General features: G+C 63.5%; 12 protein-coding genes and 1 CRISPR repeat array (1 of these 13 only partly in view). Of the genes, 5 read left to right on the top strand and 7 right to left on the bottom strand.

The genetic code is table 11. From position 1 onward, the window contains the following. Window positions 1–354: direct repeats of the CRISPR family, unit length 28 nt; unit sequence TTTCTAAGCTGCCTACACGGCAGTGAAG; it reaches 1415 nt to the left of the window's first position. A gap of 263 nt (window positions 355–617) precedes the next feature. Next, window positions 618–1586: a hypothetical protein gene (locus ACSVIK_RS19765; RefSeq protein WP_442445922.1), complete on the top strand. Its 969-nt coding sequence runs from the start codon at window positions 618–620 to the stop codon at window positions 1584–1586. Window positions 1587–1651: 65 nt separating this feature from the next. After that, complete coding sequence (locus tag ACSVIK_RS19760) at window positions 1652–2299, top strand: HAD family hydrolase (protein WP_442445921.1); 648 nt, start codon at window positions 1652–1654, stop codon at window positions 2297–2299. An 89-nt stretch (window positions 2300–2388) separates the two neighbouring features. On the opposite strand, the gene ACSVIK_RS19755 is transcribed toward ACSVIK_RS19760, so the two are convergent. Continuing rightward, window positions 2389–2619 (bottom strand): DUF1161 domain-containing protein, encoded by a 231-nt coding sequence (locus ACSVIK_RS19755; RefSeq protein ID WP_442445920.1) that lies wholly within the window; start codon window positions 2617–2619, stop codon window positions 2389–2391. 57 nt (window positions 2620–2676) lie between these two features. Then, on the bottom strand, window positions 2677–3744 hold the full coding sequence (locus ACSVIK_RS19750; protein WP_442445919.1) for an aminopeptidase: 1068 nt from the start codon (window positions 3742–3744) through the stop codon (window positions 2677–2679). A gap of 257 nt (window positions 3745–4001) precedes the next feature. Between ACSVIK_RS19750 and ACSVIK_RS19745 the strand changes: the two genes are divergently transcribed. After that, window positions 4002–4424 (top strand): PA0061/PA0062 family lipoprotein, encoded by a 423-nt coding sequence (locus tag ACSVIK_RS19745; RefSeq protein WP_442445918.1) that lies wholly within the window; start codon window positions 4002–4004, stop codon window positions 4422–4424. A 22-nt stretch (window positions 4425–4446) separates the two neighbouring features. On the opposite strand, the gene ACSVIK_RS19740 is transcribed toward ACSVIK_RS19745, so the two are convergent. Further along, complete coding sequence (locus tag ACSVIK_RS19740; RefSeq protein ID WP_442445917.1) at window positions 4447–4872, bottom strand: OsmC family protein; 426 nt, start codon at window positions 4870–4872, stop codon at window positions 4447–4449. Between the two features lie 96 nt (window positions 4873–4968). Next, on the bottom strand, window positions 4969–5970 hold the full coding sequence (locus ACSVIK_RS19735; protein WP_442445916.1) for an LLM class flavin-dependent oxidoreductase: 1002 nt from the start codon (window positions 5968–5970) through the stop codon (window positions 4969–4971). A 277-nt stretch (window positions 5971–6247) separates the two neighbouring features. Between ACSVIK_RS19735 and ACSVIK_RS19730 the strand changes: the two genes are divergently transcribed. Further along, window positions 6248–7219, top strand: coding sequence for a TAXI family TRAP transporter solute-binding subunit (locus ACSVIK_RS19730; protein ID WP_442445915.1), 972 nt, complete (start codon window positions 6248–6250; stop codon window positions 7217–7219). A 140-nt stretch (window positions 7220–7359) separates the two neighbouring features. Continuing rightward, window positions 7360–9918, top strand: a complete 2559-nt coding sequence (locus ACSVIK_RS19725; RefSeq protein ID WP_442445914.1) for a TRAP transporter permease — start codon at window positions 7360–7362, stop codon at window positions 9916–9918. A 60-nt stretch (window positions 9919–9978) separates the two neighbouring features. Here the strand turns inward: ACSVIK_RS19725 and ACSVIK_RS19720 are convergent, their stop codons facing one another. The 3 genes from ACSVIK_RS19720 to ACSVIK_RS19710 all read right to left on the bottom strand — a co-directional run bounded on the left by ACSVIK_RS19720 (window position 9979) and on the right by ACSVIK_RS19710 (window position 12413). After that, window positions 9979–11103 (bottom strand): PilT/PilU family type 4a pilus ATPase, encoded by a 1125-nt coding sequence (locus ACSVIK_RS19720; protein WP_442445913.1) that lies wholly within the window; start codon window positions 11101–11103, stop codon window positions 9979–9981. A 115-nt stretch (window positions 11104–11218) separates the two neighbouring features. Beyond that, complete coding sequence (locus ACSVIK_RS19715) at window positions 11219–11518, bottom strand: hypothetical protein (protein WP_442445912.1); 300 nt, start codon at window positions 11516–11518, stop codon at window positions 11219–11221. Window positions 11519–11675: 157 nt separating this feature from the next. After that, entirely contained in the window at window positions 11676–12413 is a 738-nt protein-coding gene (locus ACSVIK_RS19710) for a TerC family protein (protein ID WP_442445911.1), read from the bottom strand. Window positions 12414–12616 lie beyond the last annotated feature (203 nt).

The following is a 12616-nucleotide window of genomic DNA, read 5'->3' as shown; positions in this document are numbered from 1 at the left end:
CCAGTCAGGTAGGTGAAGCCGATGTTTTTCTAAGCTGCCTACACGGCAGTGAAGCGACTGGCCGACGTGCGCGCCGAGCTGAACCATTTCTAAGCTGCCTACACGGCAGTGAAGGTGACGCGGGTTTCCAGCTCGGTACCGCGTTTTTTCTAAGCTGCCTACACGGCAGTGAAGCGATTCGAGAACCTGGCGCCTGGCGCCTATCATTTCTAAGCTGCCTACACGGCAGTGAAGGGGGAGGAGGGAGCGGCTGCCAATGAGTTACATTTCTAAGCTGCCTACACGGCAGTGAAGTCACGGTGCTGCGTAGCCAGGCCGACATGCGATTTCTAAGCTGCCTACACGGCAGTGAAGTAGGCACGATAGCCGGCAAATCCGCGCCGCTCAAGGGATGGCGGGATTCGGTGGTGGATACCCCTTTTTTCTGAATGTCTTGCAAGTCATTGATTTTTAAAGGTGAGGCGTCAGCCGTAGAAAAAAGGGTATGGATACGCTTTGCATCTGTCTCCAATCGACGGGCCGTACCGCACAGTTCTGCCATCTCGAACTATTGCACTGCGGGGAGGGTCGGTACTCTCGCGTTCTCGATGGATCCAAACCCCGACAAGGAGTGCTGCATGAGCCAAGCCAATCCCTTCGATTCTTTGCCGGCTGCGGCCGTGAGTCCCAGCCTGAGCGAGTGGCCGGCATTGCCGCGCAGGTTGGCTTGGGTTGCCTTGGCGGTCGGGGTGATCGGCATTGTCATCACATTGATTACCTGGGGCAGGATCGATGAGGTCGACTACGCCAGTTTGTTGCGTCAGTCGGTGTCGGCCTGGGCGGGGTATCTGCTGCTGTCGGCGCTGGCCGCTTACTGGGTTATCTTGGTCTATCTGGAACGCAACGGCCTGGCGGACTACCCGCAGCCTGGGTGGCTGATGCTGGCTTACGGTTTGGTCTGGTTGCTGGTTTCCTGGGGCTTGGGCTACGCGCTGAGTTTTCTGTCCATCTGGCTGTACGAGAAAACCGGTTATAACGGCATTGGCCGCCTGCTCAATGATTGCCTGTGGTGGCTGATCGGCTTGCTGCGTTTCGCCGTCGAGACGCTGCTGACGCTGTGGCTGGTGCTGCATCTGTTCCGCCACAAGGCCAGGCCGACGGAAGACACCTTGCGGGTGTCGGCGACGGCTCTGGCCTGGTGTTTCGCCCTGGGCGTGGTGGTGGTCAGCCTGCAGCTTCATGGCCTCTCGCTTCGCCTTGTGAAGGCTGTGGCTCCGAGTAGCGTGAGCGACGGTTGGCAAATGCTGGCGCTGTTGCTCAATGCCGGGTTGTGCCTGGTCGTGTCGTTCTTCGCGGCGCGCTCGGCACTGCCTGCGCAGGTGCGCGGCTTCAGAGGTGGGCGGCTGGCGTTGGCCTGCCTGATCACCTTTGCATTGTGGCTCGGCAGCGCTGTGCTTCTGAGTGTGCTCATGGTGCTGACGTCGTTCGTGTTTGGCGTAGCGGGAGGGTTGGTGCTGATGCTGCTGCTCGCCTTGCTGCAACTGGCGCTACTCTGGCCGTTCACTTGCCTGGGGTTGCGCTGGGGCTATCGGGCGCAGGCCGCTTGAGCGTGAAGCTGGTGATGAAGGCGGGTATCCTGCGCAGCCGTTCCGGTTACGAATAGGCGCCCGCCATGCAGCACTCCACTCTCCTTTTCGATCTCGACGGCACGCTCACCGACCCGCGCGAGGGCATTACCCGTTCGGTGCAGTACGCCTTGGCCAAGCTGGGCATCGACGAGCCGGATATCACCGCGCTGGAGCACTTCATCGGCCCACCCTTGCTGCAGTGTTTCATGAGTACCTATGCGCTGGACGAGGCCACCGGCTGGCAGGCGGTCAATCACTACCGTGAGCGTTTCGGGGTGACGGGGCTGTACGAGAACCGGGTATTCGAGGGTGTCGAGGCATTGCTGGAGGCCTTGGTGGCGCAGGGGCGCACGCTGTACATCGCCACCAGCAAGCCGACGGTATTCGCCGAGGAGATCGCTCGGCACTTCGGCTTCGGCCGTTACTTCACCCGTATCTATGGCAGCGAGCTGGATGGCACGCGCACCAACAAGGTGGAACTGCTGGCGCACCTGTTGGCGTCGGAGAAGCTGGCGCCGGAATCGGCTCTGATGATCGGTGATCGCAAGCACGACCTGATCGGGGCGCGCAGCAACGGTTTGCAGGCGGTGGCGGTGGGTTATGGCTTCGGCAGCCGTGAAGAGCTGCTTGGGGAGGCACCGGCCTATCACGTCGAGACGCTGGCAGAACTGCACCGGGCGTTGATCGGCTGAAGGCTGTGTAGGAGCGAGCTCTGCTCGCGAAGCATTTTGTCTGCTCGACATGTTTCGCGAGCAGAGCTCGCTCCTACAGGCGTTGGGTGTCAGTCGTTGCGCTGGTAGATGATCTTCTTGCTGCCGCCGTCGCAGCTACCGACCACCATGCTCTGATCCTTGACCTCGTCGTTGGCGACGATTTCCAGGGTGTAGCTGGGCACGTTGTTGGCCTGGATCTTCACTTCGATTTCCTGCTTGAGTTCTTCGCAGGGCTTGGTCGCGGCCAGGGCGCTGCCGGCGAGCAGCATCAGGGCCAGAGCGGGAATCAGTCGTTGCATCGCTTGTACCTCCGGTGTTGGGCGAAACCTGAGTAGGTTGGACTGGCAAATGGCCGCTCAGTTCTGGCGTTCTTGCAGCAGAGCTTGTAGCTGCGCCTGGCGTTCGGCTGCAGGCAACTGGCCCAGTGCGGCGACGGCGGCATAGAAGGCTGGCCAGTCCTGCCCTGCACGGGCGAACAGGGCGGCGAAGGCCGGCACCCACTGGTCGTAGAGGCCGAAGGGCAGCAGCTTGGCGTTGTTCAGCGGGCTGTCAATCCAGGCATCGAAGCGGCCCTGGCCACCCCATTCACGCTGGCGCAAGGCGCGATAATCACGGCGCAGACGGGCGAATTCGGCCTGCTTGGCCAGGCGCATGGCTGCCTCTGGCAGATCGCTGGCATAGAGCTGGCGCAGGCGTTCGCGGCTGGCCAGCACCAGGTCGACGAACTGCTGACGCTGGCGGTCGTCGCTGGGCGGCGGCGTTTCGCCACGGGCTGCGTGCCACTGGCGCAGGCCTTCGCGCTCGACGAAGGTGGCGAAGGATTCGTTGAAGGCGGTATCGCCTGGCAGGTAGTACTGCTGGTGGGCCAGCTCGTGGAAGATTACCGCCACCAGGCGTTCGTCGTTCCAGCGCAGCATGGTGCTGAGCAGCGGGTCGTCGAACCAGCCCAGGGTGGAGTAGGCCTCCACGCCACCGATGTAGGTGTCCAGCCCCTCCTGGCGCAGCAGCGCGGCGGCGCCTCGGGCACGGCCCTGCTGGTAGTAGCCGCGATAGGCGACGCAGCCGGCGATGGGGAAGCAGTGCAGCTCGGGGTCGAGGGAGAACTCCGGGGTGGCGAAGACGTTCCACACCACGAAGGGGCGGTGCAGGTCGGCGTATAGGCGATAGCTGCGGTTGTCCGGCAGGTGCAGATGGCTGCTGGCAAAGTCTCGTGCGGTTTGTGACAGGCGCAGGCGCCGGGCCAGCGTGGGGGCAGTGGCCGGGTCGGCGAGCAGGCGTTCGACCGGCTCACGTGCCTGTAGCAGTTGCCATTGGCCCTGGCCCAGGTGGGCGTAGTAATCCAGGGTCGAGCAACCCGTTAGCAGCAGGGCGAGCAGGGGAACGCCGAGGCGGCGCAGCCAGTCGATAGGAAGGATAGTGGGCATGGCGTCACGCTACCTGAATAGGGCACCTCTAAAAACTACCTACGTTGCCATCGCGGCGTTAAAAACAGGCTCGCGTGCGAGCCCAGTCAAAATGCTCATTTACAATGCGTAAACTGCGCTTTTTCGCCTGCTTTTGTCTTGCGCTGACTGCCTCGCCTACGTTTTTAGAGATGCCCTATGGCGACGTTTCGCCCAGATACAGGCTGGCCTTCAGGGGTGTAGGCTGGCGTCGAGTCACTCATCGATTGGAGGCCACCATGCGTGCCCTGCTTCTCGCGCCCGCCCTGCTGATGCTCGGGGCCTGTGCTTCGCCACTGCCCAAGCCCGACCCGCAGCAGGCTTGGGTCGAGCTTTACTCCTCCGCCGATACACTGCTGATGGCCGACCGCCTGGATGGCCAACGCTGGCCGGATGGGCGTTACTTTCAGGTAACGCCCGGCGAGCATGAGTTGCAGACCCGCTTTCAGTTCGAGGTGCGCGGCGGTGGCTCGCTGGGCATGCAGAGCGAGCCGCTGCGCATGACCTGCGAGATCACCCTGCGTTATGCAGATTTCGCCCCCGGCCAACGCTACCGCATCGAGGCCAGGCCGCTGCTGATGAAGGCGCAGGCCTGGCTCTATGACGAGCAGCGCCAGGTGTTGGCGCGGGGTGAGGTGGAGCGCTGCGGCACGGCGCTCTGAGTCATGCGCCGCGGCCATCGATTCAGTTATCGAGTACCGCTTCCAGGGTGATCTTGGCGTTGAGCACTTTGGAGACCGGGCAGCCGGTCTTGGCCGTTTCCACGGCTTTCTCGAAGGCGGTGCGGTCGGCGCCGGGAATCTTCGCCCGCAGCGACAGGTGCACGGCGCTGATCTCGAAGCCGCCTTCCACCTTGTCCAGGGTCACTTCGGCCTTGGTGTCGATGCTCTCGGCAGTCATGCCGGCATCACCCAGCTCCTTGGACAGAGCCATGGAAAAACAGCCGGCATGGGCCGCGCCGATCAGCTCCTCGGGGTTGGTGCCGGGCTCGTTCTCGAAGCGGGTGTTGAAGCCGTAGGGGTTGTCCTTGAGGGCGCCGCTCTGGGTGCTGATGGTGCCCTTGCCGTCCTTGATGCCGCCTTGCCAGTGGGCCGATGCTGTCTTCTTCATGCGCGTTCTCCCATTGCTTGATGGCGAGCCGCCTGGCTGGCGGCCCTCGTGCATTCAGAGGCCTGTGTGGCGCACAAGTTCGACTTCAGCAACCTGTCAGCCGCGCTGCAGCTCGGCGAGGATATCGAAGGCATGCAGGCGATCGGCGAAGTCGTACATGTCACAGGTGAAGATCAGCTCGTCCGCTTCGGTCTGCTCCAGCAACTGTTCCAGACGGTTGCGCACGGTCTGTGGCCCACCGATGGCGGCCAGGCCGAGGAACTCGCTGACGGCCTGGCGCTCGTGTGGCAGCCACAGGCCTTCCATGCTCGCTACCGGCTTGCGCTGCACCAGGCTCTGGCCACGGATCAGCGCGAGGATGCGCTGGAAGGCCGAGGTAGCCAGGTGCTGCGCCTGCTCGTCGCTGTCCGCTGCCAGCAATGGCACGCCGAGCATCACGTAGGGCTTGTCCAGCACCGCCGAGGGGCGGAAGTGGTTGCGGTAGACGCGGATCGCCTCGTGCAGGTAGCGCGGCGCGAAGTGCGAGGCGAAGGCATAGGGCAGGCCTTTCATGCCGGCGAGCTGGGCGCTGAACAGGCTGGAGCCGAGCAGCCAGATCGGCACTTCGGTGCCGCTGCCGGGCATGGCGATGACCCGCTGGCCCTCCTGGCGCGGGCCGAGATAGGCCTGCAGTTCCTCGACGTCGTTGGGGAAGTCCTCGGCGCTGCCGTCGCGGCTGCGGCGCAGGGCATGGGCGGTGTACTGGTCGGCGCCGGGCGCACGGCCCAGGCCCAGGTCGATGCGGCCGGGGTAGAGGGTGGCGAGGGTGCCGAATTGCTCGGCGATCACCAGCGGCGCGTGGTTGGGCAGCATCACCCCACCGGCGCCCAGGCGAATGCGCGAGGTGCCGGCGGCCAGATAACCGATCAGCACGGCGGTGGCGGAGCTGGCGATGCCGTCCATGTTGTGGTGCTCGGCGACCCAGAAGCGCTCGAAGCCCAGGCTTTCCACATGACGGGCCAGGGCCAGGGAATTGTTCAGGGCCTGAGCGGCGTCGCCGTCATCACGAATCGGCGCCAGGTCGAGGGTGGAGAGCTTGATGGAGGCCAGTCGGCTCATGGATGGGATCCTCATGACAACAGGGTGAACACTCTACGGGCTTTGCCGACAGGGCGCCAAACCCTGTACTGCGGATACCCGCCTGGCGACGAGAGGGGTCGCCGCTTGCCCTCAAGCCTATGCTCGAGTGGCGCTGTCAGGGCTGCTTTACACAAGCGGTTACGAGCCCTGGCGAACGACGGGCGTGCATTCTCGTCCCTAGCGGTTAGACTTCAGGTTCCCCGGCTCGTGCCCACGAGGTGCGCCGGCTCCACAAAACAGAAAAAGGAGATTCCCCATGAAAGGCAAATCCTTGGCATGGGCTCTGTCTGCCGTACTCGCAGGCACCACCTTCGGTGGAATGGCACAGGCTGACGAGAAGTTCGTCACCATCGGCACTGGCGGCCAGACCGGCGTGTATTACGTGGCGGGCCAATCCATCTGCCGTTTCCTCAACCGTGGCACGGCCGAGCACGGTATCAAGTGCAACGCACCGGCCAGCGGCGGTGGCGTGGCCAACGTCAACGGCATTCGCAGTGGCGAATTCAACTTCGGCATCATGCAGTCCGACCATCAGTACAAGGCGCTCAAGGGAGCCTCGCCGTTCGAGGCCGAAGGCCCGATGGAGGACATCCGCGCGGTGTTCTCGCTGCAGAGCGAAGTGTTCACCATCCTCGCCCGTCGTGACGCGAACATCAAAAGTTTCGATGACCTCAAGGGCAAGCGCGTCAATATCGGCAACCCCGGTTCCGGCCAGCGTGACACCCTGGAAGAGATCATGGCCGTCAAGGGCTGGGATCGTTCCGCCTTTGCCCTGGCCGCCGAGCTGAAGCCGGCCGAGCAGGCCAGTGCCCTGGGCGACAACAACATCGACGCCATGACCTACTTCGTCGGTCATCCCAACGGCGCGATCCAGGAAGCCACCACCACCGTCGACGCCGTGCTGGTGCCGGTGACCGGCGCCGAGATCGACAAGCTGCTGGCCGAGAAGCCTTACTACACCAAGGCCGACATCCCTGGCGGGCTGTACAAGGGCAACGATCAGCCGACCCCGTCCATCGGCGGCAAGGCTGTGCTGTCCACCAGCGCCAAGGCTGACCCGGAAGTGGTCTACCAACTGGTCAAGTCGGTATTCGACAACATCGACCGCTTCAAGCGTCTGCACCCGGCCTTCGCCGACCTCAAGGAAACCGACATGATCAAGGTCGGCCTGAGCGCGCCGCTGCATGAAGGCGCCGTGCGTTACTACAAGGAACGCGGCTGGATGTAAGGCGATGGCCCGCCGATATCCCTCGGTGAGCCTGTTACGTCCCGCTGCCGGTGATATCCGGCAGCCCTGGCAAAACCCGCATGGCGCAGGCCTGCGGGTTTTTGCCGTTTTCCGATTCATTCAAACGCAGGTTCCATTCCATGCCTGACAAGCAACTGTCCACCGAGGAACTGATCGCCCAGGATGTCGGCGCACGCTCGCCTGTCGGCCTCATGGCCAAGGTGATCACTGGCCTCGCCCTGCTCTGGTCGCTGTTCCAGTTATGGATCGCCTCGCCGCTGCCGTTCATCTTCGACTTCGGCGTGCTCAACGATACCCAGACTCGCGCCATTCACCTGACCTTCGCCCTGTTGCTGGCCTTTCTTGCCTACCCGGCCTTCAGGCGCTCGCCACGCGACCGGGTGCCGCTCATGGACATCGCCCTCGGCCTGGTGGCGGCGGCCAGTTCGGCCTATCTGTTCATCTTCTACGAGCAACTGGCGCTGCGCCCCGGCAGCCTGACCACGGCAGACTTGGTCACTGCCTGCATCGGTATTCCGTTGCTGCTGGAGGCCACCCGCCGCGCGCTCGGCCCACCGCTGGCGATCATCGCCCTGGTGTTCCTCGTCTACAGCCTGGCCGGCCCCTACATGCCGGGCCTGCTGGCGCACCGTGGGGTAAGCCTGCAAGCGCTGGCCAACCACCAGTGGATCACCACCGAGGGGGTGTTCGGCATCGCCCTGGGGGTTTCCACCAGCTTCGTCTTCCTCTTCGTGCTGTTCGGTGCGCTGCTCGAACGGGCCGGCGCCGGGCATTACTTCATCCAGCTCGCGTTCAGCCTGCTCGGCCACTTCCGCGGTGGCCCGGCCAAGGCGGCGGTGCTGGCCTCCGGCCTGACCGGGATGATCTCCGGTTCGTCCATCGCCAACGTGGTCACCACCGGCACCTTCACCATCCCGATGATGAAACGCACCGGCTTTTCTTCGGAGAAGGCCGGCGCGGTGGAAGTGGCGTCCTCGGTCAATGGCCAGATCATGCCGCCAGTGATGGGCGCGGCGGCCTTCCTGATGGTCGAGTACATCGGCATGCCCTATGTCGAGATCATCAAGCACGCCTTCCTGCCGGCTGCGATTTCCTATATCGCGCTGCTCTACATCGTCCATCTGGAGTCGCTCAAGCTTGGCCTGCAACCCATTGGCAGCGTCCAGCCCAAGCCCTGGCTGCGCCGTCTGACCGGCTTCGCCTTCGGTGCGGCGCTGATCAGCGGCCTGTCCCTGGCGGTGTATTACGGCCTGGGCTGGCTCAAACCGTTGCTCGGAGACTATGCCCTGCCGGTGATCGGCACCTTGCTGGCGCTGGTTTATCTCGGCCTGCTGAAGATCGCCGCCAGCGTGCCGGTGCTGCCGGCCGAAGACCCTAATGCGCCGCTGGAAGAACTGCCCGAGACGCGTGCCGTGTTGCTCTCCGGCCTGCACTTTCTGCTGCCGGTGGTGGTGCTGGTCTGGTGCCTGATGGTCGAGCGCCTGTCACCCGGTCTGTCCGCCTTCTGGGGCAGCGTGATGCTGGTGATCATCCTGCTCACCCAGCGCCCGCTGCTGAGCTGGATGCGCCATGACGGCAGCCATGATCACGGCACCTTCAAGGACGGTGTGGTCGATCTGCGCGAAGGCCTGATTGCCGGTGCGCGCAATATGATCGGCATTGGCATCGCCACGGCGGCGGCCGGCATCATCGTCGGCGCGGTGTCGCAGACCGGCGTGGGGCTGGTGCTGGCCGATCTGGTCGAGCTGCTGTCGATGGGCAACCTGATGCTGATGTTGCTGCTGGTGGCGGTGTTCAGCCTGATCCTCGGCATGGGCCTGCCGACCACCGCCAACTACATCGTGGTTTCCAGCCTGCTGGCGCCGGTGGTGGTGGCGCTGGGGCAGCAGAACGGCCTGATCGTGCCGCTGATCGCGGTGCACCTGTTCGTCTTCTACTTCGGCATCATGGCCGACGTCACGCCGCCGGTGGGCCTGGCCTCGTTCGCCGCGGCGGCGGTGTCCAAGGGCGACCCGATCAAGACCGGCCTGGTGGCTTTCTACTACAGCCTGCGTACCGCCGCGTTGCCGTTCCTGTTCATCTTCAACACCGACCTGCTGCTGATCGACGTGGACTTCTGGCACGGCGTGCTGATCTTCATCGTGGCCACCATCGCCATGCTGATCTTCGCCGCCGGCACCCAGGGTTTCTTCCTGGTGCGCAGCCGCTGGTACGAAAGCGTGCTGTTGCTGCTGGTGGCCTTCACCCTGTTCCGCCCCGGCTTCTGGATGGACATGCTGCACGACCCCTATCGGGAGGTGCCGCCGGCGCAACTGGCGCAGGCGCTGGGCAATGTCGAAGACGGCAGCTCGCTGCGCGTGTGGGTACGTGGCGAAGACGCCGTGGGTGATCCGCGCGAGTTCGTCGTGCTGTTGCCGGTGCCTGCGGGTGAAGATGGCCAGGCACGCCTGGACAAGCTGGGCCTGATGACCTACGAGGACAATGGCAAGGTGCTGATCGACAGCGTCGGCTTCGGCAGCCCGGCGGCCGAAGCGGGGCTGGAGTTCGATCAGCAGATCATCAGCATCAAGGCGCCCACCGACCGCTGGGTCAAGGAGCTGATGTGGATTCCGGGCTTCTTGCTGTTCGCCCTGGTGGTCGTGCTGCAGCGTCGACGCAAGGCGCTGCAACCCGCCTGACGCGCTGGCGCTAGGAAGACACAAGGCAGCTTCGGCTGCCTTGTGCGTTTTTGGCCCGGCTCAAGCGTCGCGCAGCACCTTGAGTTCGGCCTCGTCGGCGGAGAACCCGCGTTCGAGCTTGAACCTGAGGCTGAGGTCAGTGCGTGAATCGGCGAACTTGAGCGCGTCGGCCAGGCCGATACGCCCGGCTTCGAGCAGGGCGAACAGGTGCTGGTCGAAGGTCTGCAGGCCCTGTTCGGCGGCGCGGCCGATGGCTTCGCGCAACTCGTCCAGCTCGTCGCGCTGGATCAGGTCGCGGATATAGGGGGTGCCGAGCATCAGTTCGACTGCCGCCACGCGTTTGTGGTCGAGGCCGGGCACCAGGCGTTGGCCAACCACCGCCAGCAGGTTGTGCGCCACATCGGCCAGCACCTGCTTGCGCGCCTCGTCGGGAAAGAAACGGGCGATGCGTTCGATGGCGTGGCTGCTGCTGGTGGCATGTAGCGTGGCCATGCACAGGTGGCCGCTCTCGGCGTAGTGCAGGGCGTGTTGCATGGTGGCAGCGTCGCGGATCTCGCCAAGCATGATCACGTCCGGCGCCTCGCGCAGCACGTTGCGCAGGGCATCGGCGAAGCTGTGGGTGTCCAGCCCCACCTCACGCTGATCGATGATCGAGCGCTGGTGGCTGTGGAGAAACTCGATGGGGTCTTCGATGCAGAGGATATGCCCGCTCTTGTGGCGGTTGCGATAGTCCAGCATGGCCGCCAGGGTGGTGGACTTGCCCGAGCCGGCGGCGCCGGTGACCAGGATCAGCCCGCGATCCTGCAGGGCCAGTTTCTCCAACAGCTTGGGCAGGCCGAGCGCCTCGAAGTCGGGGATCTGGCTCTTGATCAGGCGCACCACCATGGCCACTTCGCCGCGCTGGTAATAGACGTTGACCCGATAACGCCCGGCGCCTTGCAGGCTGACCGCCAGGTTCATCTCCAGATCACGCTCGAACTCGGCGACCTGCTTCTGGCTCAGCAACTGGTAGGCCAGTTGTTGCACCTCGCCGGCCTTGAACGCGCGCTGCCCGACCGGCTGGCTGTGGCCTTCGACCTTCATATGCGGCGGCGCGCCGACGCTGAAGAACAGGTCGGAGCCCGCATGCTGGTGCATCAGTTGCAGGTAGGGGAAGACGTCTAGGGTGTCGCTGGCGTCGTTCATTGGTATGACCCTGTGCTGGATCGAATGTGCCGGCAAGCATAGTCGTAGCGGCCCGGTTGCGTGCTGAGCGGGATCAATCTCGGCGCAGGGCTGAAAGCCTGCACAGGAGCGCGCTTCAGCCTACCGCCGCGCTGACGAACATCCAGGCACCTAGCGGAACGCCTATGGCAATGCCGAGGGCAATCACGCCGAAAAGCAGCAAAGCCGTTTCAATGTTGGCGCCAGGCACGGCATCGAAAAATCCCGTTGCACGTTTTACTTCGGCACGCTTGAGCGGTACGACCTTGCCCTGGCCGCGCAGCGGAACAGGGCGACGAGAAGAGGCAGGCGATGATGCTGATAACTGCTCGGCAAGAGTGCGGCTATCGTCGAGCTGAGGTTGTCGATACTTGGGGAGGGTAGCGGAACTCTTCATCTGTGATCGGGTATAGCTTCGCGGGGCGAGAAGGCTAACACCATGATTTATCAATCAAAAACAAATTTTCGAGTGCTGTGGCAACGTGCTGGTCTTTTCGTCAGGCAAAGAAAAAGGGCCTCGTTATAGAAGCCCTTGATCTGGGTGGCAGCCGGCCTTACTGACCCGGATCTTCCTTGCGCCCGCGCAGTACGCGCATGCGGATATTCAGTGCCTCCACGCCCAGCGAGAAGGCCATGGCGAAGTAGACGTAACCTTTTGGTACGTGCACCTCGAAGGCCTCGGCGATGAGCACGGTGCCGACCACCACGAGGAAGGACAGCGCCAGCATCTTCAAAGAAGGATGCTTGTCGATGAAATTACTGATGGTGCCGGCCGCCAGCATCATCACCAGCACGGCGACGATGATCGCCGCGACCATCACCGGGACGTGGGACACCATGCCGACGGCGGTGATCACCGAGTCCAGGCTGAATACGATGTCGATGATGGCGATCTGGATGATGGTGCCGATGAAGTTGCGCGCCGCACCGTTGCCTGCCGTTTGCTCGGTTTCCTCTTCGCCTTCGAGGCTGTGGTACATCTCGGTGCTGCTCTTCCACAGCAGGAACAGGCCGCCGAAGAACAGGATCAGGTCACGCCCGGAAATACCCTGGCCGAACAGGTGGAACAGGTCGTTGGTCAGGCGCATGATCCAGGTGATCGACAGCAGCAGGCCGATGCGCGTGACCATCGCCAGGGCCAGACCGAAGAAGCGCGTGCGCGCCTGCAGGTGCGGCGGCATACGTCCGACCAGAATGGCGATCATGATGATGTTGTCGATGCCAAGGACGATCTCCAGGGCCGTCAGGGTGAAGAAGGCGACCCAGATTTCCGGGTTGCTGAGCCATTCCATATTCGATTCTCGTAAACGCTGAGGGGAGCCACGCGCGGCTGGACGGCGCATGTTACATGGCCGCTGGCTATTCTTGAATTTTGCGGGTTGGCGACTGCTACGAGCGGCCGCAAATCTCGGAGATGGGCGTCTGAAATGTCTTGGGCGTGACCTGTCTTGTTCTTGTCGGTGGCGGCTGCGCTGTGGCGCAGTGCTACGTCATC

Origin of the sequence: Pseudomonas sp. NCHU5216, assembly GCF_052156495.1 — a bacterium.
In the GTDB taxonomy this organism is placed as follows: Bacteria; Pseudomonadota; Gammaproteobacteria; order Pseudomonadales; family Pseudomonadaceae; genus Aquipseudomonas.
The sequence above is the reverse complement of the archived record's forward strand: the minus strand, read 5'-3'. Positions and strand labels throughout refer to the sequence as shown.